At 49.2% G+C, this 23713-nt stretch carries 19 protein-coding genes and 1 riboswitch; of the genes, 3 read left to right on the forward strand and 16 right to left on the reverse strand.

All coding sequences use genetic code 11. The annotated features are described in order from the left end of the window. Window positions 1–59 precede the first annotated feature (59 nt). The 15 genes from ACYVGO_RS13655 to metE all read right to left on the reverse strand — a co-directional run bounded on the left by ACYVGO_RS13655 (window position 60) and on the right by metE (window position 13975). Entirely contained in the window at window positions 60–308 is a 249-nt protein-coding gene (locus ACYVGO_RS13655) for a hypothetical protein (RefSeq protein ID WP_142771051.1), read from the reverse strand. A 126-nt stretch (window positions 309–434) separates the two neighbouring features. Then, the gene (locus ACYVGO_RS13660) at window positions 435–1802 is read right to left on the reverse strand and encodes a HAMP domain-containing sensor histidine kinase (RefSeq protein WP_142771050.1); all 1368 of its coding nucleotides are present in this window, start codon (window positions 1800–1802) and stop codon (window positions 435–437) included. Between the two features lie 3 nt (window positions 1803–1805). Beyond that, window positions 1806–2492 carry a response regulator transcription factor gene (locus ACYVGO_RS13665; RefSeq protein WP_460969730.1) on the reverse strand — a complete coding sequence of 229 codons (687 nt, stop codon included), beginning with the start codon at window positions 2490–2492 and terminating at the stop codon, window positions 1806–1808. Between the two features lie 69 nt (window positions 2493–2561). Continuing rightward, complete coding sequence (locus ACYVGO_RS13670) at window positions 2562–3449, reverse strand: cation diffusion facilitator family transporter (RefSeq protein ID WP_142771048.1); 888 nt, start codon at window positions 3447–3449, stop codon at window positions 2562–2564. A 158-nt stretch (window positions 3450–3607) separates the two neighbouring features. Further along, entirely contained in the window at window positions 3608–4825 is a 1218-nt protein-coding gene (locus ACYVGO_RS13675) for a sialidase family protein (RefSeq protein WP_460969731.1), read from the reverse strand. A gap of 138 nt (window positions 4826–4963) precedes the next feature. Next, a complete protein-coding gene (locus ACYVGO_RS13680) occupies window positions 4964–5413 on the reverse strand; it encodes a hypothetical protein (RefSeq protein ID WP_142771046.1) in 450 nt (149 codons plus the stop codon). Between the two features lie 26 nt (window positions 5414–5439). Then, window positions 5440–7785 carry a TonB-dependent receptor gene (locus ACYVGO_RS13685; protein ID WP_460969732.1) on the reverse strand — a complete coding sequence of 782 codons (2346 nt, stop codon included), beginning with the start codon at window positions 7783–7785 and terminating at the stop codon, window positions 5440–5442. Window positions 7786–7886: 101 nt separating this feature from the next. Next, window positions 7887–8264 carry a hypothetical protein gene (locus ACYVGO_RS13690; RefSeq protein WP_460969733.1) on the reverse strand — a complete coding sequence of 126 codons (378 nt, stop codon included), beginning with the start codon at window positions 8262–8264 and terminating at the stop codon, window positions 7887–7889. A 247-nt stretch (window positions 8265–8511) separates the two neighbouring features. After that, window positions 8512–8889, reverse strand: coding sequence for a hypothetical protein (locus ACYVGO_RS13695; protein ID WP_460969734.1), 378 nt, complete (start codon window positions 8887–8889; stop codon window positions 8512–8514). Between the two features lie 77 nt (window positions 8890–8966). Further along, window positions 8967–9878, reverse strand: a complete 912-nt coding sequence (locus tag ACYVGO_RS13700; protein ID WP_460969735.1) for an NAD(P)/FAD-dependent oxidoreductase — start codon at window positions 9876–9878, stop codon at window positions 8967–8969. A gap of 123 nt (window positions 9879–10001) precedes the next feature. Beyond that, window positions 10002–10319, reverse strand: coding sequence for a hypothetical protein (locus tag ACYVGO_RS13705; RefSeq protein WP_460969736.1), 318 nt, complete (start codon window positions 10317–10319; stop codon window positions 10002–10004). Window positions 10320–10440: 121 nt separating this feature from the next. Then, window positions 10441–10842 carry an acyl-CoA thioesterase gene (locus ACYVGO_RS13710; RefSeq protein ID WP_246859435.1) on the reverse strand — a complete coding sequence of 134 codons (402 nt, stop codon included), beginning with the start codon at window positions 10840–10842 and terminating at the stop codon, window positions 10441–10443. Beyond that, window positions 10832–11080, reverse strand: coding sequence for a cysteine-rich CWC family protein (locus tag ACYVGO_RS13715; protein ID WP_142771040.1), 249 nt, complete (start codon window positions 11078–11080; stop codon window positions 10832–10834). Before ACYVGO_RS13715 ends, ACYVGO_RS13710 begins: the two co-directional genes overlap by 11 nt. Further along, window positions 11058–11585, reverse strand: coding sequence for a PAS domain-containing protein (locus ACYVGO_RS13720; protein WP_460969737.1), 528 nt, complete (start codon window positions 11583–11585; stop codon window positions 11058–11060). The genes ACYVGO_RS13715 and ACYVGO_RS13720 overlap by 23 nt, the downstream gene beginning before the upstream one ends. Before the next feature lie 53 nt (window positions 11586–11638). After that, window positions 11639–13975 carry a 5-methyltetrahydropteroyltriglutamate--homocysteine S-methyltransferase gene (gene metE / locus ACYVGO_RS13725; protein ID WP_460969738.1) on the reverse strand — a complete coding sequence of 779 codons (2337 nt, stop codon included), beginning with the start codon at window positions 13973–13975 and terminating at the stop codon, window positions 11639–11641. A 161-nt stretch (window positions 13976–14136) separates the two neighbouring features. Beyond that, window positions 14137–14347: riboswitch (cobalamin riboswitch) on the reverse strand. 105 nt (window positions 14348–14452) lie between these two features. Here metE and ACYVGO_RS13730 point away from each other — a divergent pair. The 3 genes from ACYVGO_RS13730 (at window position 14453) to ACYVGO_RS13740 (ending at window position 18017) form a co-directional block, all read left to right on the forward strand. Beyond that, complete coding sequence (locus ACYVGO_RS13730) at window positions 14453–14773, forward strand: DUF6660 family protein (RefSeq protein WP_460969739.1); 321 nt, start codon at window positions 14453–14455, stop codon at window positions 14771–14773. Window positions 14774–14843: 70 nt separating this feature from the next. Next, on the forward strand, window positions 14844–17054 hold the full coding sequence (locus tag ACYVGO_RS13735) for a TonB-dependent receptor (protein ID WP_460969740.1): 2211 nt from the start codon (window positions 14844–14846) through the stop codon (window positions 17052–17054). Window positions 17055–17093: 39 nt separating this feature from the next. After that, entirely contained in the window at window positions 17094–18017 is a 924-nt protein-coding gene (locus ACYVGO_RS13740; RefSeq protein ID WP_460969741.1) for a cation diffusion facilitator family transporter, read from the forward strand. Window positions 18018–18138: 121 nt separating this feature from the next. Here the strand turns inward: ACYVGO_RS13740 and ACYVGO_RS13745 are convergent, their stop codons facing one another. After that, on the reverse strand, window positions 18139–23571 hold the full coding sequence (locus tag ACYVGO_RS13745; protein ID WP_460969742.1) for a fibronectin type III domain-containing protein: 5433 nt from the start codon (window positions 23569–23571) through the stop codon (window positions 18139–18141). Window positions 23572–23713 lie beyond the last annotated feature (142 nt).

The raw sequence follows: 23713 nt of genomic DNA on the forward strand, positions 1-23713 counted from the left end.
TTTCTGGTTGTATATCAATTAACACCAAGATTCCATCTATAGATGAAGTCTATTGGGCTCTACCGTGCCGATATGCCTTCCTCTCTGGCTTCCTCAATTTGACGTAACCGTTTCTCTAACCGAACTTTCTCGGTATATAACGAGTCGGCCCGCTGGCTTTCGGCCTTATACTGAGTACGATACCAGTCTCGATTCAGGCGATTATCGACGTAGAGGTTATAGGCGATAACGGAAAAAATAAAGCCCCAGACGGTTAGCCAGTTAATAAGCTTGCTGGATTTAGTAGTAACGTTGACGTTGTTGTTCATGACTCGAAACGGATTAGATCACCACTCGAAATTCCACGCAACAAAGTTCGTATCTATTTATACAGGCTTAATTAAGGGTCTGTTAGAAGATAATGAGAGACCCATTAGAAGTTGATTAGAAACCGATTAGAACGTCTTGGGCAGACGAACAAGGAACGTAGTGCCCTTGCCAACGGATGACTCTACATGAATTTGGCCCCGGTGCAATTGAATAATTCGATAGGTTAACGGCAAGCCAACGCCATGCCCGTGCACCCGTTTGACGTTTTCGGCCCGAAAGAACGGTTCGTAAATACTTTTTATGTCCGACTCTAAAATACCAACCCCCTCATCTTTAAACGCCACTGTTACCCAGCGTTCATTGGCACCGAGAATAACGTCTACCCGTTTTTTCTCCGAAAACTTACAGCCATTTTCCATCAGGTTAAAAAAAGCCGAGTACAACAGCGACTTGTTTCCCTCCAGTGTTAACGAGGGTTGAACATTATCCATATCGCCATCAAACGAGAAAACGACTGAGTAATCAGGCTGCCGGTTCATGAGCATCTGAGCGGCCTGATAAATAATTTCATCGATAGATACTTCACTGAATTTCAACGGAGTAGCCCCAAAACTCACCAGCGTCAAGTCGAGCAGATTGTTGGTCAGTTTATTCATCCGCTGGATGACCTCCAGGGCTGCGGCCCACTTGGCTTCGTGTTCTTCAACCGTTCGTCGTTTCAGCAACGTCACTTCAATTTGCCCCGTAATAATGGTGAGTGGTGTGCGCAGTTCGTGCGACGCATTCGCGACAAAGTTTCGCTGCACTTCGAAGGCCTCCTGTACCCGGTCGAGCATTAGGTTGAACGTGTGAGCCAGTTGAGCCAGTTCATCATGGTCATTACCGGCGGTTACGCGCTGATTTAGGTTCGACGCGGTAATCTGATCGACCTGCCGAACAACATCGGAAATCGGCCGAAGTGACCGACCTGCATAAGCCCACCCAACTGCACCCACTAACGCCAGGCTACAAACCAGACCCACGATCATAATGGTCCGTAAATGGCCGATTTTTTCTATTCCATATTGATCGTAAGCCGAGGCCACCAGTACATATTCCTGGTTCTGATGCTGGTGCGTAAACCCAACAATTTCGGCCTGAGGCTTTCGAAAAAACACCTCTTTTTTCTCACGGATAAGCGTTAGTACCTCGGGTTTTACGATCGAACTATCGCGGGTTGAATACAGTATCTGGTTGTTCTGATCATAGACATTGATCTGTTCTTCAGGCAGGGCCGTGATGTTATTTCGTTCAATAATCCGAAGCAGGCGGGTATTGATCTCATCTTCATCCAGCAGGAGTCGGGCCACGTTTTTTGCTTTGTCGCTTAACTGGAGGTAAAAATCCTGTTGCCGAAAATACTCGGATGTAGCGTACACAACAAACGAAAACAGCACCAAAATAGCTGCTACCACCCCTACGAACGTAAGCGAAAGACGAGCTCGTATTTTCATTGGTTAATCATCAGAAGCCCGCATAATGTAGCCGATACCGCTAATGGTATGAATCAGTTTAAGCGGAAAATCCCGGTCTATTTTTTTGCGCAGGTAGTTGACGTACACATCTACCAGGTTGGTCCCGGTATCGAAATTTATATCCCAAACGTGCTCCGTAATTTCGTTTCGGGTAAGGGCCCGGCCCTGATTTTTCATAAAAAACTCAAGCAAAGCTAATTCACGAGCCGTTAGAGTAAGTTTCTGATTTCCCCGTTTTACGGTCTTACTGTGCAAATTGAATTCCAGATCCGCTAGTTTAAGTACCGTTACCTCGGCAGGTGTAGCTGCATTACTGCGCCGGTTTAGGGCCCGCAAACGCGCTACCAGTTCACGAAACTCGAATGGTTTTACCAGATAATCGTCGGCTCCGGCTTCAAAGCCATTCACCTTACTATCGGTGCTGCCAAAAGCGGTCAGCATCAGAATCGGCAGGGTTTCAAACCGATTCCGAATCATTCGACACAGGTCAAACCCATTGATTACCGGCAGATTCACGTCCAGTATTACACTGTCGTAGTCGCGCTCAGCGAGTTGCTTCTGCGCTTCCATTGCATTGCCCGCAATATCAGCCTCAAAATCGTACTCCTCCAAACCAATTTTAATGAGTGAAGCAACCTCCCACTCATCTTCAACGATTAAAATTCGCATAGCGGCTCTTCAAAACAAAAGCGAAAGTAACATGAATTTGGATTAGACTAAGCTAAGTGGCCTTTGTAGCTAGGCCGGTTCAATATGTACAAGTACATCATAAACAGCAGGACGGGCTTCCAGGATGGCCGCTTTCACAGCGTGGGCAATCTCGTGCCCCTGACTAACGGTTAAGTGGCCCGGTACTTTTACGTGTAAGTCGATAAAATACTCAAAGCCCGCTTTCCGAACCCGGTATTTATCAATGCCGGTTACTTTCGGCACGGTCAGGGCAATGGTTTCCAGTTCCTGTTGCCAGTCACCCACTGGTGTTTCGTCCATCAGCTCACCAAACGACGGGCGGAAAATATGATAGGCATTATACAGGATAAAGCATGAAGCCACCAGTGCAGCCCAGTCGTCGGCACTTTCGTAACCGGGGCCGCCAATAAGCGCAATACTGATGCCGATAAAGGCCGTTAGCGAGGTGATAGCATCGCTGCGATGGTGCCAGGCGTCGGCTTTAACCGCACTGCTTTCCACTTCATTACCGACTTTCTCTATACGTCGAAACAAGACCTCTTTCACAATGACCACACCCGCCAGTACGACCAGTGTAAACGGTGCCGGAATAGCGTGGGGTACCTGAATTTTCTGGATGCTTTGCACCGCAATCAAAATAGCGGCTCCCACCAGTGCCAGTGAAACCACGATAGTCGCTAAGGGCTCGGCTTTGCCGTGACCGTATGGATGGTTTTGATCGGGGGCTTTTGAGGCCGTCCGTAGCCCCGCCCAAACAAATAGGGAGGTCACAATATCTGTGGCTGACTCGATAGCGTCGGCAATTAAGGCATAGGAATGACCCAGCCAACCGGCAATTCCTTTCACCAGCACCAGGCCAATATTGATACCAATACCAATAAGGGTTGTCTTTTCGCCCCGGCGGGCTTTATGCGGTTCCAGTGTCGATGATTCCATCCGTTCGTTCAGTAGCCGACGGAATTCTGTACGGCTTTAGGTAAAAAGCCTTTTTAGAGAGTTTTGGTTTTATCTATTTTTGTTTGTAGTACTAATCATCCCGGTCGGGCGTGTAGGAAGACGCTTCTCACCCGACCGGGACAATCAGTATTAACCCATCAAAGTGCCTCCATTAATCGCACGACAATAACCGTATTCTGCTTATCTTTCGTCTGCTCATAGGCAACCAGGGTTCCATTTTTGGTGCCCAACACAGCCGGGTAGGTAGCATCAACCGATTCTGGCGTAAGGTACACGGTTGGACTAACCGCTCCCCCAGCAACGGTCCGCATGCCAATTCGCTGCACGAACGAGCCCATTTCGTTGGAACCATCTTTGGAAATCGACTCGTCCCAAACCCACACCAGTCGTCCACCAACGGTCGCTACCTGAGGGTGTTTCGCCCGATTTGATAACACACTGGCCACCAGTTTGTCAGAACCGAAACGGGCAAGCCGTAGTCCAGCAGCATCTTCCTTACCCGAAAACCAGGTCGCCAGAATGTCATTACCCACCTGCGCGACGACGGGCCCTGCATGCGGACACGCGTTGACCTGCCAATGATCGGCAAACACAACTTGCGGTTTGCTAAATGTTTTACCGCCATCCGTCGAAACAGCAGTGCTCATATCACGGGAAGCGATTTCACTGGTTTTGGTCGTTGGTAACAAATCGCGGTAGGTCAGGTGAATCTGTTTCTTTGCATCTACAAATACATTTGTCCGGCAGCATTGACAGGCATTATTATCGACGAGCACAGCGGCACCAAATCCTTTTCCTTTCGTCGTCTGGGCAAACACAACCGGGCGACCTTCCTGACCAGCTAATTTTTCGTCCAGGAAAACCACACCGATTTCACCATTGGGCAGGCGTGTAATGTCACTGAACGAATGGCTCGTTCCAGGCCGCACATCCTGATGAACGGGCTTGGGTTCAGTCCAGGTCTGGCCTTTGTCGGACGACATAACATAGAGCAAATCACCCGCGAAGCGCGACGCTGGCGTGGGATTCGGCACTTCGAAAACGGCCACCAATGTACCGTCTTCTTTAGCCGCAATCTTTGGCATACCTTCCGCATGAGTCGAGAGATTGGCCGGGGCCTTTACCCGAACTTTCTGACCGAAGGTTTGCCCACCATCCGTCGATAGGGCGAAATAAAATGCGCTCCCTTTATCGCCCTCTTTTTCGGCCCAACTGAGCAGTGGATTGCCCGAGGCATCGGTCGTTAATCGGGGAACGGCACCCACGAATTGGGGGTTAGATACCGCTGTTTCGGTAGCTGGTAGCCAGCTCAATAGCCAGCCAAGAATCGAAAATAGAAATGAGTAGGTCATCATTTTAGGTTATTTAAACTAATGGATAATGTAAAATGGATAATGACTAATTGGCAACCAAATCCCTGAAAATCAAAACATTACCCGCCATTCATTTCACATTATCCATTTTACATTATTCATTATCCATTAACTTTTATGTCAATCCAGATAGCTTGTTGCTTCAGCAATGCTTTTTCGCATTTTATCGCGTAGCGCATTAACTTTCGTCTGTTCGGCCTTTAGATAAGCAAGCGCCCTGGTCTGGTCAAGCTGTTTAAGTGTATCGCCATTGTACTCGTGCATCCAATCGGTCATTAAGTGATCGGCACTATCCAATTGAGCCGTCACCGCAATGCCTCGTTTTGCGTCTGTTGCATCTGTGGTCTTCTCAAGATGGAGCGTTACAGCTTTTTTGAGTCGGATCAGTTCACTCATCTGCGGCATCAAACTATCGTGGGTAGCCAGCACCTGCTTTTCCAGTTCAGCGACGGGTCCTTCGATTATTGATTTATGCTGCGAATCGGGGTGGTGATGTTCACTCGATGTTGACTGACAGCCACTAGCCAACAGCGTGAGTCCAAAGGCTAATCCAGTTAGCGTATTCATCATAGCTGGGTTTAATTGGTTGACTTCGTTTAGCGTTTACCCGCAAAATTGTACTGAACGCCAACCACAAACGTGCGTGGAGCCGCAGGCGTGTAGGTTGTTCGGTCGGTGGCGTTGTTTCCGCGCGTGGCGTTGGTGGCGAAGAGTGCGTTGGTTACGTTCAGGATATTCGAAAACACCTCGATGTCTTTCCATTGGTAACCCACCCGGACATTCGCGAAATCATACCCGCCATAATTGACCATATTGGTCTGGTTCTGATACCAGCTCGCTACATGCTGCCACTCAACCGATGTCCGGAAATTCTTCAGCCAGACTGGATAATAGCTGATTTCGGTATTCCAGAGCGTTCGTGGAGCCGATGGCATATCCTTTCCGTTTACGTTCTGAATGACATCGGAAGCCCGTTGGCTCAGCGTAAATTCGACAAACTGGTGTACCGCATGCGTTCCCCCAAAACGAAAAAACACCTGCTTCGACGGTCGATAGGTAACGCCTAACTCCACACCCCGATGCAATGTCTTTCCTGCGGATTGGTAATCGGTTGAGTTATCGGGCTGACGAATGCTGAGTAGCTCGTTCGTGCCATTCATCTGGTAAAGCGCAGCATCGACGTACACCTTGTTGTTCATCAACGACGCCCAGCCGCCGATTTCCATGTTGTCGAATTTGGCGGGTTGCAGGTTGTAGTAGAATAAATCCCCCGAAGCCGTGGGCGTGGTTCGTTTCAGGAAAATCGAGGTGAGGGCTGGTGGCGAAAAACCTTTGGCATAGTTGGCATATAGCCCTTTGCCATTGCCCAGATCATAGGTTGCACCGATTTTGGGCGTTGCCTGACTATAGTCTTTCCCGCCCGAACTCTTGTCGAGCGCATTCGTATAATCAAACGCCATGCGATCGTAACGCAAGCCTGCCGATAGGCGCAGTTTGGGCAGTGGCTCGAAATCATACTGCACATAAGCCGCTACGTTATGAATATCGGCCTGGTAATTAGCCAGTTGAATATCGGGTCGCTCTTTCACCTGCGTGTACTTGATCACCGATTTTTTGTCGGCCCGGAGTTCCGTCGTCAGGTCGGTCTGGTAGGCATAATAGGTATTCGGCGATAGGTCGAGCGTGGTTCCTACAATCAGTTTACTATTCAGGAAGGTCAGTTTTTGCGTATGCTGGGCAATGAACCCATAACTCTTGAAATCATTGCTGTTGATCTGCCCCGTAGCTGTTGCCGCACCCGTTGTCCACCGAATGGAATAGGCCGGATTCTGACCCACGCTGTTGTTCCGTACAAAAGCCGTAATGAACGACTGAGAGCCGTCCTTCCAGTCGTGTTCTAAAGTCAATCGGCTTCGTAACGAGAACGTTTTGCGGTACGTAAAATCGGTGGTGCTGACATATTGCCGGGCAAAGAACGCGGTACTGTCTACACTCCCGCTGGTTTGCGAATTGTAATCATTATACGACAACGTACCCGTCAGGCGAGTTCTGGGCGTAAAGGCATATTCGAGCCGGGCGAAATACGATGACTTGTCATAGTCAGAACTGGCCATCCACGAATCACGCTGCTTTGATACGAAACCGCCCAGATAAATCCCAAACTTACCCTGCCGGGCACCAGCACCAAACTGGAGCCGTTTATATCCCCACTGATCGAACTGAATACCCACGCGGGCAGTTGGAACCGCCGTTGGCCGTTGCGTAATGAAATTCACGGCACCGCCTACGGCTTCCGGCCCATAAATGGACGATACCGGGCCCTTAACTACTTCAATGGAGCTGACCGTAAACTGATTCATTTCGAGCAGGGCGTTATGATTAAACACACCCATTGGCCGAATAGGTACGCCATCTTCCATGTACAGGAAATAGGCGTTGGTCGTCATTGGCTGCCGGATAGCCATCATGTGCTGCTCATTATTGAGATTCACCATGAGCACCCCCGGCGTTTTATTGATGACTTCGTAGATGCTCGTCGGCTTAGTTTCGTTGATCAGTTTGGCCGAGAGTTTGGAAATCGCAATGGGCGTTTCGGTCCGTAGCGCAGCCTCGCGATTCCCGGTCACTACCACCGTCTGGAGATCTTCAGCAGCTGGTTCAAGCGCAATCTGTAGTGGTTGTCCAGCCACAAGCGTTACCTCCTGCCGACGATAACCAACTGCCGATACAACGACTTTTGTGGTACTCGACGCAACCGAAAAATGGCCGTTTGCATCGGTAACAGCACCGGATTTACCATCGGCCCAGGAGAGGGTTACACCCGGCAAAGGCTCCTTAGTTTGGGCATCAAAAACAAGCCCCTGCAATCCTTTTTGCGCAAACGAATTCGAGGTCAGTACTACACATAACCAACAGGCTATGAGATATTTATAAATTTTCACAAAGTTTTAGTTTAAGTCAAACGAATTGACTGACCCATGCTTATTTTTTAGCACTGGAGCAGTCATTTTAGAAAAACCTATGGTATAGGTTTAGGCCTGACTTAAACGCGTGGAGGGCGAAACAAGCCCATCAACGGGGCTATATAGACGGGAAAACAGTAATCTGAAAACCCAACGGACTGAAGCAGTTGCCAGATGGGAACGAACTGAAAGGGAAGAGCCGCTTCACAAAACAACTGAATAACAGGTATATTCTGCACTCGTTCGGTTGTTTCTTTATCCTGTTTATCCTGTTGTGCTTTTAGTCGTTTGGCTAAGTAGCACTGACCATTACAGTGTAGTTGAGGCTTATCGCGGTTTTCGCAAAGAACACGGGCAATGTACTCTTTATTAAGCTGGTAATGCGCGATGACTCCCCACGGACTGACCGTCGGTAGCATTGTCGCAACCAGTAAACTATAAAGTACGAGTGTCCGCATTAAAGAGCTCTTTCAATACAAAGAGCAAAAAGTGAACCAGAACTATCCTATCTAATCAACTAGATATCAGTATATTGAGTAATATAACAAGTATTCCTCTGCAATCGATTTAAAAGTAAGCAATCAATCAAATTGGAATTAAAGTACATTTTGTGTGACCCCGTCGGGGTCAGATGTTTATAGAAAAACATAGTTGCAATAAACATTTGACCCCATCGGGGTCACACAAGAGCAAGATGGGAAGAGGCTATAATTGGGGCGGCTGAAACAGCGAGGACAGGGCTGCGCGATAGTCCGGCAGTAAGTAAGCCGGTAATTGATGCAAAAACAGGCGAATGCTTTGCGGCATCATCAGAAACGTACTGATATCGGAGCAGAATAAGGTAATGATGGGCAGATGCTGCAAACGGGCAGTCATGTCTTTGTCCTGCCGTTCCTGCTGGGCCTTCAGCTGTTTAGCCAGATAACATTTACCGTCGCAGTGCAACTGCGGTTTATCACGGTTTTCGCAGAGGACGCGGGCAATGTAATCCTTATTGGCATGATAATACGCAATGGTCCCCCACTGGCTGACCGTCGGCAGCAATGTTGCAATCAGGAGGATATAGACCAGTGCGATTTTCATCTGCCACAAAGGTACGGCAGCATAGCGTATTTTTTATTCTCGCCAGGTTAAAACCCGACGAGAATAATTTCCTCAACTTAAAAGGTTTCCTCAAGCATCTCTTTGTTGATCGTCACGGCTGCCCGCATACCATTGGTGGCGGCCACCGTTACCTGACGCATCATTGTGTGCGTGTCGCCAGCGGCAAATACGCCCGGAATAGTGGTTCGGCCAAAGTCATCAACTTGCACAAAACCCATGTCGTCATGCAAACAGCCTAATTGCCAGCCAAGCGTAGACGCCTGATGCATGGGAGGTCGTGCAAACAAGGCGGCCAATGGGTAATGTGTTTGATTAGCTAACAACAATCCGCTTAACTGGCCGTCCTGATGAGGAATGGCCGAAATTGGTGTCTCTATAATTGTGATTTGATGGCGTTTCAAAGCGGCTGTCTGCTCCGGCGATAACGTAGACGGGCCATTCGTAAACAGCGTAAGGTTAGCGCTCCAGTGGTGAATCAGTCGGCCCATCCCGAAACCTGCATCGCCGTTTGCCAACACGCCCAGCGCCTGCCCGTGCACCTCATAGCCGTGACAATACGGACAGTGCAGTACCGAAATACCCCAGCACTCCGCGAAACCAGGAATGGGTAACATCTGGTCGGTTAGCCCCGTCGCCAGCAGCAATCGACCGGCCGAATAGGAATCACCGGCATCGGTTGAGACGATAAATCCAGTATCCTGCTTGATTGCCCTTGTAACAGTGGCTGTTTTGATCGTTACCGTTGAGTACGCCAGTGCCTGTTGGCGGGCAATAGCCGTCAACTCGGCAGGAGTTGCCCCGTCACGCGTTAAAAAACTGTGCGAATGTGGCGTTTGACGGTTAGCAGGCTGGCCATTATCCAACACTAATACCCGGCGCAACGACCTACCTAACACTAAAGCAGCACTTAAACCTGCGTAACTACCGCCAACAATAATAATTTCGTAGTCTGGTTGAGCTGATGTCATAAGTGTATGAGGTAAGCTCTAGTTTGACTTGCCATAGGGCAAAAGTAAGGGTAAATTTTCTTTTTGCAACAATGTTGCAAAAAGAAAATTTACCCTTGATCAATAGGCTACATCTACCTTACATCAACTTTGGTCCACCTCACTAATCAATTGTTGAACCGAACATTGCTGCTCGGGCGGCAGCGATTCGAGCGTTCCAGTTAAGGCCTGTTTTACTTGTTGCCATTGATGAGGTTTCAGGAAAATAAGCTCAGTTGTAAAATCAACGGTTTCCTGATTTGTATGTAAAAAGTCAGTACTTCGGTCAATTGGCAAATGGGGTGTCAGCCTGGCAATTAATTGCTGCGATAGCTCCTGACGAATGTACTGGTCCAGGGTATAGGCCGGAATTCGGCCTTCGGTATCTGCTTTTTTTAGCGTCGTTGTCAGTTTATAATTCATGGTTTCCGGTGGCCGGAGTATGATTTTCTCTGACAGGATTAACAGGATTTACAAGATTTTGACGGGCGAGAACCAATCCTGCTAATCTTGTAAATCCTGTCAGAAAAATTAAATCGTTCTGTTAAACAATACGAATTGGTTTTTTATCCTCATCAAGCGCTACGAACGTGAATGTTCCATGAATGGCTTTGTGCCGCTCCATCGAATACATTTCTTCGACATAAATCTCGACGGCAATCCGAATACTAGTGTTTCCCACATGCTCAACCCGGCCAACCAGTTCAATGATAGTACCCGCCGGAATCGACTTGGTAAAATTGATTTTATCGGACGATACCGTGACCATGCGTTTCCGTGAAAACCGGGTGGCGGCAATAAAGGCCACTTCATCCATCAATTGCAGGGCCGTTCCCCCAAAAAGCGTATCGTAATGATTGGTTGTACTGGGAAAAACAGCTTTGAAGATTCGGGTTTCTGCCGCTGCAATTCGGGCTTCTAGTTCTGGCGTTTCGTTAATGCCCACGTAATAAATCAGTTAGTGTAGTTTGGTGAGTCAGGTGGTTATACTCCGTCCGGACGGCCACCAGGCAGTCGGCACATAAACAACCCTGATAAGCCGATCTGACATACTGTCGTTGCTCGTCAGTTAGTTGGACTGACTGGCATTGACACAAGTTAATGCTCCCCACGCGGCACTCGAATAATTGGTGGCAGCGCGGGCAGGCGGTATGTTCATGTTTACCGGACAATTGGCGTTCCATTGGCTTCGACTTCCTGTTCAAAGGCGATATAATTCACTACCTGTTTCTGCCGGTTTACGATCGGTCGAATTACCACCTGGCACCAGTAAGGCGTTCGGTCTTTCCGATAATTCAGCAACCGTCCACGTACTGATTTCTGCCGATCAATAGCCTGTCTGATATGTTGCCGAGTGCGTAGAGATGTGCCTTCGCCCTGCAAAAAATTTGGTCGGCGACCCAGGGCCTCCTGGCTGGCATAACCCGTCATTGCTTCAAAATGGGGGTTCACGTATCGAATAAGCTGGTCGGTATCTGTAATGATAACTGCCCAGGCATCGCTTAGCAAATCCTGACGCATTGATGCGGGCAATACCCAGTCCTGCGCTTTGGCTAACGACATCCACCCACCTTTTTCGGTCACCAGGGGCGTTTTTTGCCTGAATTCCCAGCCCGCCAATAACGGGGCATGCAGAAAAGGCTTATCCCGTTCAGCAAGGTATTGATCGTAAGGTCCGCAGAAATCCATAGAAGAATAAGGTAAAGTCTTCGGTCAGCTAGCTGACCGAAGACCATTTGTGATTATACTGACTCAATAACTAATTCGCGGGCTGTTTGGGCAGCTTGCACCATATTTTTTAGTGCTTCGGCGGTTTCCGGCCACCGGCGTGTTTTCAGGCCACAATCCGGATTTACCCATAAGTTACGAATGGGCAGCACATTTGTCGCTTTCTGGAGCAGATCGACCATCTCAGCTACCGTTGGCACACGTGGGCTATGAATATCATAAACCCCCGGTCCAATTTCGTTTGGGTAATTAAAATTGACAAATGCATCCAGCAGTTCCATTTGCGACCGCGATGTTTCGATCGTGATCACATCAGCATCCATATTGGCAATTGCATCAATCATGTCGTTAAACTCCGAATAACACATATGCGTGTGAATCTGGGTCTCATTCTGCACACCCGAGGCCGAAATCCGGAATGCCCGTACGGCCCACTCCAGGTAGGTTTTCCAGTTCTCTTTCCGCAGCGGAAGCCCTTCCCGAATGGCAGGTTCATCAATCTGAATAACCCGAATGCCAGCCGCTTCCAGGTCAACAACTTCATCGTGAATAGCCAGCGCAATTTGCAGGCAGGTGTCCCGGCGGGGCTGATCATCGCGAACAAATGACCATTGCAGAATGGTAACGGGGCCCGTAAGCATTCCTTTAACAGGTTTGCTGGTCAATGACTGCGCAAACTGCGCCCAACGTACCGTCATGGGTGCGGGTCGATAAACATCCCCATAAATAATAGGTGGTTTCACGCAGCGGGAGCCGTAACTCTGCACCCAGCCGTTTTCGCTGAAGGCAAAGCCGTCGAGCAATTCGCCGAAATATTCGACCATATCGTTGCGCTCAAACTCGCCATGAACCAGCACGTCCAGCCCAACTTCTTCCTGCCAGCGAATGGCCTGTTCGGTTTCAGTCCGAATAAAGTCTTCGTACTGCTCCAGGGTTAATTCGCCTTTTTTAAACTTCGCGCGGTTGGCTCGAACGGATTCCGTTTGGGGAAACGAACCAATCGTTGTTGTTGGAAACAGTGGCAATTGCAGTCGTTCCTGTTGCAGTGGTTGCCGTTGGGCAAATGAGTCCAGACGCTGCGCATCTTTCTCGGTCAATTGACTCAGACGTGCCTGCACAGCCGGGCGGTTAATCAGCGTCGATTGCCAGCGGGCGATTAGGGCAGTTTGGTTAGTTGCCAATGTTGCGGTTGCCTGCGCGTTCGTCGGCTCCCGGAACAGCGTCACCAGGGTTGCTACTTCATCCAGTTTCTGCCGGGCGAAGGCCATCCACTGCTTAATTTCGGGCGTTAGCCCCTGCTCGTTCGTTTCTGAATTTAAATCGCAGGGAACGTGTACCAGCGAACACGACGGCGCAATGAGAATTCGGTTCTGTCCAATTTTTTCGACAGCTCGTTGAATCGTTGCCCGCGAGGTTTCTAGGTTATTGATCCAGATGTTACGACCATCAACCACACCCAGCGACAGGCGTGTTTGTTTATGGACAAAATCGGTTTGCAGAATATCGTCCAGCTGATTGGGGCAACGGACCAGATCCAGATGCAGCGCATCGACCGGCAATTGACTAACCATATTCAGATTGGCTCCGTAGCACTCGAAATACGAAGCCAACAGCAGCTTGAGTTTCGGAAATTGAAGCCGAAGCCGGTTGTAGGTTTTGGCAAAAGCCGCCCGTTGATCATCCGTCAGATCCAGTGAAAGCGTAGGTTCATCGAGCTGAATCCAGTCGGCACCCTGCGCCTGTAGGCGGCTCAGGATAACCTCGTAAACTGGCAATAACCGATCGAGCAAATCGAGCCGATCAAAGCCGGGCTCTTTCTCTTTGCCAAGTAACAGGTACGAAACCGGCCCCAGCAATACGGGTTTGGGCGTGGTGCCCAGTGTTTGTTTGGCTTCTTCGAATTCGTCGAAAAGCTTCTCAGAGAGCAGCGTAAACGTCTGATCGGCCGTAAACTCCGGCACGATGTAGTGATAATTGGTATCGAACCACTTGGTCATTTCCATCGCTTTCAGGTCCAGCCCGTTCTGCTGGTACCCCCGCGCCATAGCGAAGTATAGCGTTAATAGATCAGCATCAGCCTGATGCGACTGATCGAGCAGCGGCCGAAACCGCTTCGGTATCGCGCCAACGGTCAGGGACATATCGAGTACCTGATCGTAGAACGAAAAGTCGTTGCAGGGAACCAGCGTAATGCCAGCCTGCTGTTGGGTCAGCCAGTTAGCCTGTCGAATGCGTCGACCGGCGTCCTGAAGCTGCTCAGGGGTGATTTTGTTGGCCCAGAATTGTTCACAGGCCCGTTTGAGTTCGCGGTGGCTACCGATTCGTGGATAGCCGAGATTGTGTGCGATCATGTTGTTACTGGATAAAATGGTTGATCGCGTTCGATGCCGAACTCCATACACCTACCACTACATCAGAGAATTATCAACATGACACACCGCTTCCGTCCTCGGGGAGAGGGCGGGAAAAGAACGAGATGGTCAATCTTGATAAACCCAATTTCGTGTGGGCGTAATCAGCAAAGCTAAGGGCAAGTCTCCTGGCTTGTGACGGTATTTGCCGTCCTTCTCATCCCACCGGCGAACCGTTTCGGGACAATGGACATCGAGGGCAAACCCTTTTCTAAATGGTCACTGACAGTAGCAACGTCTGCTCGTGAATTTCACACGATTCCTTTTTCATTTCCTGAACCTCTCAGGAAAACCATTAGCTTGTTTGACGGAAAACAAAGAACGTTAGGACAAACTAACCGCATTGTGGTGGCAAAAACAAGCGTTCATCCCTTTTTGACTACCTGTTGCATTCGCCCGCCTGCTACCTTTGCTGGCATGAAAGCGATCGTGTGTCTTTTTTCGTTCTGGCTCTTGCTGCTGACCGGCCTACCCTGCCCGGATGCAGATTGCCATGCGCAATCGGACCAGACAGCCAGCACATCCACTTCGCACTCAACCGACGACCACGGACACAAAGCGCCCTGTAGTCCATTCTGCCATTGCACCATTTGTCTCGGCTTTTCAATTCCCCGTTCGTTCAGCTACATGCTTACGCTGGCTCCAAATGCAACTACTCCTGACGAGCAAGCCTTTGTTTATCAGTCGCCTAGCCATTCCGATGTAGCGCTCGCCATCTGGCAGCCGCCTAAAGTATAACCGTTTTTCATGGATTTTCTCCCGGCTGGTCATCCATCAGTCGGCATGTTCCATTTATTCTCCCTACAGGATGAAAAACGTTATTCTATTTCTATTCTTTTCTCACATTGCTTTGGGTGGTAGTACGGCACTTCCACAAGATACCCTACGGATTTCTGTCCGTCACGCCCTCACCAAACAAGCTATTCCCGGTGCTACAATTCTATTGGTTGGCACCTCAATCGGCGCAGCTACCGATACCGCTGGTTTCACACAGATGAAACTACCGCCATCCGGCCCCTATCGGTTACGAATTTCGGCCGTTGGCTTTCAATCCATCCATCATACCATCGCAAGTTCTGGTACGGATACCCTTCAGGCTCTACTCGATCCCTCCGAAGAAGCGCTGGAGGAAATTACGGTTTCCTCTACCCGAAGCGGGCGAAGTGTTGCCGACGAACCAACACGTGTTGAAGTGATCGACGGCGAGGAGCTGGACGAAAAGGCGAATATGCAGCCCGCAAATATTGCGGTTATTTTGCGCGAAAGTCCGGGAATTCAAGTGCAACAAACATCCGTCACATCAGCCAATGCTACGTTTCGGATCCAGGGGCTGGATGGGCGGTACACGCAATTGCTGCAGGACGGGTTGCCACTTTATAGTGGATTTTCGAGCGGCCTGAGCCTGATGCAGGTGCCACCCCTGAATTTGAAACAGGTTGAACTTGTGAAAGGCTGTCAATCAACCTTATACGGTAGTGGTGCTATTGCTGGATTAGTCAATCTAGTCACGAAAGAACCTACCCGTGAGCGCGACCTGTCCTTTCTGATTAACGGCACGACTGCCCTTGGTCTTGACCTGAACGCCTATTATGCCCAGCGCAATGAAAAAGTAGGGCTCACGTTTTACGCCACCCGTAATCTGCAGCGCGTGTACGATGTCAACAACGATCAGTTTTCGGACCTCCCGCAAACGGCTCGTACAACCATCCAGCCTAAATTCTTCTGGTATCCAAACGCTACCACAACGGTTTCGGCAGGCATAATCTGGGTGAATGAACATCGGATAGGTGGTTATCTGCCATCCATTCGGAGTGAACCCATAACTGGGTATACCGAAGCCAATGACTCCCGACGGCTAGCTACTCAGTTTCGGCTGGAAAAACGGTTTAGTAACGATGCCCTATTGACAATCAAGAATAGCTATAGTCGTTTCAAACGCGCTATTGTCTTACCCAATTACCGGTTTGATGGCCTACAGCAATCGTCTTTTTCGGAAGTCAGTTATTTTAAACACCAGAAAAAAACCGATTGGATTGCTGGCCTGAATGTCTGGACAGATGCTTTTCAGATAGAAATTCCACCCACCATATTGGGGATAAGCTCTATCTATCAACAAGCTATTGTGGGCGTTTTTCTTCAGAACACACTCACACTCTCCGACCAGTTCAGCCTGGAAACGGGCCTTCGTGCCGACGCTGTGACTACAACGGTTAGCGGGGCGGCCTCCTCTCGTCCGAAGTTGTTTTTGCTGCCCCGTTTTTCGCTGCTGTATCACGCATCTGCCCATTGGACAAGCCGATTGGGTGGTGGACTGGGCTACAAAGCTCCAACTATTTTCACCGAAGATGCCGAACGGATGTCTTTCCAGAATGTGAATCTACGGTCAATCAGCAATGATCAAACCGAATCGTCGATGGGATTGAACTGGGACATTAACTACCGAACCGAGCTGGGCGATAAAACCACACTGTCAATTAATCAGCTGTTTTTTTACACCCAGCTAAATCGCCTGACGGTTTTGTCGACAAGTGGTCTTGCGGCATTCCGTACGGCCAACGGGCACCTGTCGACACGCGGTTTTGAAACGAACGTGCGCCTGGTTTATCACGATATTCATGGTTTTTTGGGCTACTCGTTTATTGATACAAAACGGCAGTACGATAACCTGACAGGCATGCTTCCGCTGACCGCAAAGCACAGGCTTTATTTTACAACCCTATATGAAACGGAGAAGCTGAAAACCGGTTTCGAAGCTTTTTATTCTGGCACTCAGCAGCGGACAAATGGTACCAGCACACCCGCCTATTGGACGTTTGGTTATATGATTGAGCGAAAATGGTCATTTGGCCACAACACAAAGGGTAGCATTTTTATTAACTTCGAGAATTTCTTTGATGTACGGCAGTCGCGCTTCGAACCCTTGGTAAATGGTACAATAACGCAGCCTAATTTTGTCACGGACATCTATGCCCCTACTGATGGCCGTATTATTAATGGGGGAATTAAACTTAAACTTTGATAAGTAGCGCGGACTTCCGTCCGCGCTACACAACTATATATGGCGCACGATCACCATGACCACGCGGGACACAGTCACGGCCCTACCGTTCTAACATCCATAAACCGGGCGTTAATCATCGGGGCCATTTTGAACGCGGGATATGTGGTGGTTGAATTTGCTCTGGGATTTTACTACAACTCCCTGGCACTCATTGCCGATGCGGGCCATAACCTCAGCGATGTAGCAAGTTTGTTATTGTCGCTGCTGGCGTTTCGGCTGGCGCGTGTTCGGCAAACGCCGAGTTTTACATATGGATATCGCAAAAGCACGGTGCTGGCCTCACTGACCAATGCGGTCATTTTATTGATTACTATTGGGGCTATATTCTGGGAAAGCATTCAGCGGTTCCGCCATCCCGAACCCGTGGCCGGCGGGTCCGTGGCGTGGGTGGCAGCGGTCGGCATTGTTGTTAATACGGTGTCAGCCCTGCTCTTTTTTCGCAACAGAGAGCACGACCTGAACGCCAAAGGCGCTTACCTGCACTTAGCCGTTGACGCGCTGGTTTCACTGGGCGTAGTTGTGGCTGGCATTCTGATCAACTACACGGGCTGGACCTGGCTCGACCCGGTTATCGGTATCCTCGTTGCCCTTATCATTATGGGCTCCACCTGGCGATTACTGACGGATAGCCTGCGCCTGTCTATGGATGGTATACCGGCGGGCATCGACCTCGCAGCCGTACTGGCCGACCTACGCGCGGTAGCGGGTGTAAAAGATGTGCACCATGTACATATTTGGGCCATGAGCACGACCGAAAATGCCCTTACGGCTCACCTTGTTCTGCAACCGGGCCTATCTGATTCACAGATCGTTGCCCTGAAGCACGACGCCCGCCATCGGCTCGAACATCAAAAGATAAGCCACGCGACACTCGAAACGGAGATCGTTGCCGAAGATGACTGCGCTACTAAGGTTTGTTAAGCTGTGTTCATCCTAATACAGCTATTTTTTCGACAGGATTAACAGGATAAAACAGGATTTTACTCTATTCTGCAATCCTGTTTTATCCTGTTAATCCTGTCGAAAAAACCTTATAATAAGCTTATTTCCCCACGTTTACGCTTGCTCCTATTCCAAACGTGAGCCTGGCACCCGTTTCGTAGTAAATAGTCAATGCTTTAGCTACGTAGGCGTTTGGAATGACGAGCTTGTGATTCAGTTTCACCTTGTCAGTACTCGTTGGGAGTCGATTGCAGGACCATATAGTTGGATCATCCCAGGAGCCGTCACGGATGGTATAGAGAATTTCCGATGAACATGCATTGACTGTTTTAAACAACGCTGTTAATTGAAATAGAACTTCGTTCTCACATTGGGAACGTACCTGCCATTCGTAATCGGTATAATTCGTCAGGCCAGACAGTAGACAACTAGTACTTGTAATACCGGAAATAACGTTCCAACTGGACGTACCAGCTAAACGCCATTGAACTTCATACCCCATTCCATCTCTTGAATCGTTCCAGTTTAACCGCGCCGATGTTGTTGTTAGATCCTCCGTTTGCAAACGGAATGGCGCATTGCAATGCGTCTGAAAAAACGCCGACGAGCCATCTGCAGGTTGGCAGTCGGTGAGAAGTTGCCATTCGTAGGCTGTATTATTGATTAAACCCGTTAGGGTATAAGGTGGCGTCACGTTTCCGGGTACATCTATCCAAGCCCTGCTGCTGGCGGATCGCCAGCGCAAGCCGTACGCCAATGCAGTGTTGGCAGACCAGGTCAATTGGGCCCTATTGGCTGTTATATCAACCGTATTTTTATACACATTGTAGTAAGAAGGACATTGGGGCGTAAATGAATTGCCGGATGCAAACGGCCCGTTAGCCGCTACAGCGCAGGCAGCCCGAACGCGCCACTCGTAGGTTGTCCCGGTGATTAGTCCCGTTAGCGTGTATGGGGAGATAATACCCGAACTAGTAGACCAGGTCGTACTTCCTACAACTCGCCATTGAAGTTCATAGGCCGACTCAGGGCTATCCCATACCAATTGTATCTGACTGGTAGTCAGAAGGTTTACACTGAGCGACGTTGGAAGCCGACATTGGGTCTTGAACGGTAGCAAAGGGGTGTATACGGAGCTACTACCTGGTGTACAAACAGTAGCAACGGCCCACTCATAATTGGTATCATTCGCCAATCCGGTCAACACAAAGGTAGTGGACATCAACCCGGTCACAGTAGTCCAGGCAGTTGTTCCGATGACCCGATAGTGCACGGAATAGGTTGGCCCAAATCCATTCCAGCTTAGTAGTGCTGATTCCGTAGTTACCTTCTGCGTAGCGGTGGACGTTGGCACCTGGCAAGTTGTCTGGAACGACGCCGGATAGCTAACGTTCGTTACATCGGCAGAACACAGGTTCTGAACACGCCACTCATAAGTTACGTTATCGCTTAAACCAGTCAGGGTATACGAATTACCGGTTATGCCTGTTACTGTATTCCAGATTGTAGAACCGGCCATACGCCACTGGAGGGATACTTGCCATGGTGTCGACGCCGGAAAGCCCACAGCAGCCCAGGTTAGTTTGGCCGTTGTTGCCGTAATATCAACAGCGCTTAATAAATTCATCCGGGTACAAGGCGTTGTAAAACTATTGCTAGCCTCATACGTCACGCCATTCTCTAGGTAGCTAAGTCGAACGTCGTAGGTGGTATTCGGCGTTAAGCCCGTCAGTAAATAACCCGTTGCCGACAGCGGGCCGGTTGTAGTCCAGCCGGCGTTGCGTACGCGCCACTGGAGGATATAAGTTGTTTTATCCGGGCCACCTACCCACTGCAGGCGAACAGCCTGAGCCGATATCTCGTCAGGGTAAATGGAAAGAGAAGATGCATAAGGCGATGATGTTATAAATTCGCCACTGGTCCGGGATGGGGAAACGGCCTGATCAGTAGCATTGCAGACGCCCTGGATACGGTATTCATAACGAGTAGCCGATTTAAGCCCCGTTACCACATAAGCCGATCCGGTCAACTGCTTTGCCTCATTCCATACACTGTTTGAATAGGCCTGTCGCCATTGCAGATTAACGGCACTATTTTCGGCATTCGTACCCCAGGTAAGCAGAGCCGACTTTGTTGTTACATCATACGCATACAGATTGCCCGGCGTAGGACATTGTGTTGCAAACGCGCTACTGGGCGAAAATTTAAGGGCAACACCCGATTCGCATTCAACACGAACCCGCCATTCGTAGGTTGTATTAAGGGCCAGATTCATAAGTTGTATGGTTGAGCTCGTGATGCCACTTACTTCAGTCCAGACTACTGTTCCGCGAACCCGATACTGAAGGAGATAGCTCGATTGTGGCAACAAATTCGCACCACTCCAACTGAGTTGAGCACTCGTAGACCCCACCGAATTAACTACCAGATCCTGAACGGATGGACAGGCAGTCTGAAACGACTGAGTATAGGAGAAGTCGGACAAATAACCATCACCACAGTTCGTAGCAACCCGCCATTCATAGCTGGTATTATTGGTTAGCCCCGTTAGGTAATAGCTTGATAAGCTACTACTGTTGCTACTATACGCTATAGGTACGCTCGTCCAGTCGGTAGTCCCCAGGGTCCTCCACTGAAGTAAATAGGACTTAGTCCATGGGGAGCCACTATTCCAGGATAAAAAGGCCGACGTAGTCCCAATCTGGGTATAGTATCTATTTACAGAAGGTGGATAGCAATTTAGTCCGAATGTGGAGGGAGCAGAAAAATCAGACGTTATTCCGGGCGAGCAAACAGCCCTGACCCGCCATTCATAGCTCACGCCTATTGTTATTCCTGTTAATGAGTAGGTAGTCCCAACAACACCCGTCACGGTTGTCCATGTAGATGAACCCAAAACCCGGTATTGCAGGTCATTGCTATGAGTCGCCCCGTCATTACCGTCGTTATAATAAGACCAGGTCAGCCGTGCCGACGAACCTGACATGGTCTCGGTCATAAGCGAATTGGGCATGGTACACTGCATTGTTCTGGCAACGGGTGCCGAAAATTCGCTGACGACACCAGGCGAACATTGCCGTCGAACCCGATATTCATAGGTACTGCCAGCCGTCAGATTCGTCAATGTATACGATGCACCAGTCAACCCACTTACGGTATTCCAGTCAGAAGCACCAACCAGTCGCCATTGTAAGTCGTAATGGGTTACGTATGGTGGTACATACCAGGATATTGCCAGCGTTGTATTGCTTTGCTGAAAACCGGATACGTCCTGCGGGATCAGGCAAGCACTTGTAAATGTCGGCCCATTAACAAAATCAGAATAAATCGAGGGCGTACATAACGCTCGTATCCGCCATTCGTACGTTTTGCCAGGCGTAAGGTTGTAGAGTGTATACTGCTTCCCGACATAGTTATACGCCGTCTCACCAAAGTAAGGATCAGCCTCAGTAGCCTCAGGCCGTAGTATGATCCAGTCTGCGCTGCCTGTTTCCCGGTATTGAATTTCATACAGTCGGGCATTACCATCAATTTGCCAGTATAAAACGGCGGAGTTTGCGGAGTTGTAAACAACACTCCCGGCATACAGATTAGAAAACTGACCACTGCATTGCGTTTGAAACGTTTGCACTGCCGAAAAATCCGGTGACCCAACCGAAGGGCATGACGACCGTACCCGCCACTCATAGGTTGTGTTATTATTGAGGCCACTTACTGAATACTGACTTGAACTTAGGTCAGCTACGGATATCCAGTCGGTAGCCCCCGCCTGACGATATTGAATCTCATAGGGTGCATAGCTGTTGGCGCCGGACCAGCTTATCGTAGCCGAGGAAAAATTTATACTACGGGTGCTGAACGATGTGGGCTGCGCACAAGTGAGGGTAAACGTTTGGCTATCCGTAAATGTGGTTGCAACCGTAGCTGTACATACTTTACGAACCCGCCATTCATACTGCGTATTTACCTGCAAGCCGGTTAAGGTATATCGCTTTGCCGTAATGTCGGCGATTGTTGTCCAGTTTGGTGTATTAACAATTCGCCATTGTACTTCATAGCTTCCGCCTGGCTCGGCTGAACTCCAGACCAGATCAATCTTTGTACTAGTTGCACTTTCGCTTCGAGGGTATGTGGGTATACTACAGCCTGTTGTAATGGATTGAGGGGCTGAAAAACCAGAATATTCTGTGGTGGAGCATGTTTTACGAACCCGCCATTCGTAGGTCGTTCCGGGTGCCAGCCCTGTCAGATTATACGTGGTTCCTACAATTCCCGTTGTTACCGACCAACTGTCGGTACCCGATACCCGCCACTGCAACTCAAATGTCCCACTCTCTGGTGAATACCAGTTCAGTCGAAACCCACCAAAATCATCCGCATTACTGTATGTACTGTTAGGTGCCAGGCACTGAGTGGTTAGCAATTGCGTCGACGTATAGGCCGACGCTACTGTTGATGAGCAAACCGTACGCACCCGCCATTCATAGACGGTATTATTTGTCAAACCGGTTAGCGAATAAGGCGATATAGCACTCGGTACAGTTAGCCAGTCAGCAGTTCCGGAAGCTCGCCATTGTAGATCAGTAGCCAGAGATGTCCATTGGAGTAGCGCAGAATTAAACGTTACAAAGTTGCTGACCAGATTAATGGGTAAAGGGCAACTGGTCTGAAACAGCTGAATAGGTGAGAACGATGATTTTGACGTAGCCGAACAGGCAGTTCGAACCTGCCATTCATAGGACGTATTATTCGTTAAGCCCGTCAGACTGTATTCGGCCAACGTGATTCCCTCTAGTAATGTCCAGGCGGTTGTGCCAGCCTGACGCCATTGTAGATCAAAACGTGCATTGGCTACAGGGCTATCCCATTTAAGCTCAACGGCTTCAGGGTTAATCAGCGTAACACGAACATTCGACGGCGGAAGACAAATTGTTCGAAAGGAGGGTCCAGTACTAAAATCAGACGTTTCCGTAGTAGAGCATATTGTCCTGACTTTCCATTCAAACGAAGTGTCTTCTGGTAGGCTCGCTAGATTCAGATAGTTGGCGGTCAATCCAGGCACGATTGTCCAGGTAGCAGCCCCAACCGATCGCCATTGTACTTCATAAGTGGCCCCACTAACTGGTGCATACCAGGCAAGTTGGGCCGATTGATGAGTGACATTAGCTATCTGGAGTGCGTACGGCAGATCACATTTCGTCTGAAACGTCTGCGTACTCGTATAGGCCGATGTATCACCTGCGGCACATATGGATCGCACGTGCCATTCGTAAGTCGTGTTGTTTGTCAACCCTGTCAACGAAGTACCTGGTGTTGTCAGTACTGGGTTGGTTGTCCAGGTTGCATTGCCCGATATACGCCATTGCAGTTGATAAGTAGGAGAATTGCTCCCATAATACGACCAGCTTAGTGAAGCCGACTGATACGTCAAATTATAGGTATACGAACCTTGGGGAATCTGGCAATCGGCATACACCGACAGGCAGGATAAGGCATAGCTTATCAGCAAACTAATCAGGTAACGAACGTTCATGGATAGAGGAAGGACTTGGCAGAACTCTTGATAAATAAAGCAATTATTTGGCCAAATCTTTAACTCTATATTTATTTAAATTCAAGAATAGTCTCTATCGGATGAACACGTAGGCTACGTCAAAATATGGACTTTCGTATAA

The sequence above is a fragment of the Spirosoma migulaei genome (assembly GCF_054776855.1).

What these genes read in the sequence shown, in the direction of transcription:
- ACYVGO_RS13715 (WP_142771040.1), bottom strand. Translation starts at nt 11,080, where the DNA reads ATGGAACGCCAATTGTCCGGTAAACATGAACATACCGCCTGCCCGCGC.
- ACYVGO_RS13680 (WP_142771046.1), bottom strand. Translation starts at nt 5,413, where the DNA reads ATGATGAATACGCTAACTGGATTAGCCTTTGGACTCACGCTGTTGGCT.
- ACYVGO_RS13735 (WP_460969740.1), top strand. Translation starts at nt 14,844, where the DNA reads ATGAAAAACGTTATTCTATTTCTATTCTTTTCTCACATTGCTTTGGGT.
- ACYVGO_RS13705 (WP_460969736.1), bottom strand. Translation starts at nt 10,319, where the DNA reads ATGAATTATAAACTGACAACGACGCTAAAAAAAGCAGATACCGAAGGC.
- ACYVGO_RS13730 (WP_460969739.1), top strand. Translation starts at nt 14,453, where the DNA reads ATGAAAGCGATCGTGTGTCTTTTTTCGTTCTGGCTCTTGCTGCTGACC.
- ACYVGO_RS13700 (WP_460969735.1), bottom strand. Translation starts at nt 9,878, where the DNA reads ATGACATCAGCTCAACCAGACTACGAAATTATTATTGTTGGCGGTAGT.
- ACYVGO_RS13720 (WP_460969737.1), bottom strand. Translation starts at nt 11,585, where the DNA reads ATGGATTTCTGCGGACCTTACGATCAATACCTTGCTGAACGGGATAAG.
- ACYVGO_RS13745 (WP_460969742.1), bottom strand. Translation starts at nt 23,571, where the DNA reads ATGAACGTTCGTTACCTGATTAGTTTGCTGATAAGCTATGCCTTATCC.
- ACYVGO_RS13695 (WP_460969734.1), bottom strand. Translation starts at nt 8,889, where the DNA reads ATGAAAATCGCACTGGTCTATATCCTCCTGATTGCAACATTGCTGCCG.
- ACYVGO_RS13690 (WP_460969733.1), bottom strand. Translation starts at nt 8,264, where the DNA reads ATGCGGACACTCGTACTTTATAGTTTACTGGTTGCGACAATGCTACCG.
- ACYVGO_RS13740 (WP_460969741.1), top strand. Translation starts at nt 17,094, where the DNA reads ATGGCGCACGATCACCATGACCACGCGGGACACAGTCACGGCCCTACC.
- ACYVGO_RS13655 (WP_142771051.1), bottom strand. Translation starts at nt 308, where the DNA reads ATGAACAACAACGTCAACGTTACTACTAAATCCAGCAAGCTTATTAAC.
- ACYVGO_RS13660 (WP_142771050.1), bottom strand. Translation starts at nt 1,802, where the DNA reads ATGAAAATACGAGCTCGTCTTTCGCTTACGTTCGTAGGGGTGGTAGCA.
- ACYVGO_RS13665 (WP_460969730.1), bottom strand. Translation starts at nt 2,492, where the DNA reads ATGCGAATTTTAATCGTTGAAGATGAGTGGGAGGTTGCTTCACTCATT.
- ACYVGO_RS13670 (WP_142771048.1), bottom strand. Translation starts at nt 3,449, where the DNA reads ATGGAATCATCGACACTGGAACCGCATAAAGCCCGCCGGGGCGAAAAG.
- metE (WP_460969738.1), bottom strand. Translation starts at nt 13,975, where the DNA reads ATGATCGCACACAATCTCGGCTATCCACGAATCGGTAGCCACCGCGAA.
- ACYVGO_RS13675 (WP_460969731.1), bottom strand. Translation starts at nt 4,825, where the DNA reads ATGATGACCTACTCATTTCTATTTTCGATTCTTGGCTGGCTATTGAGC.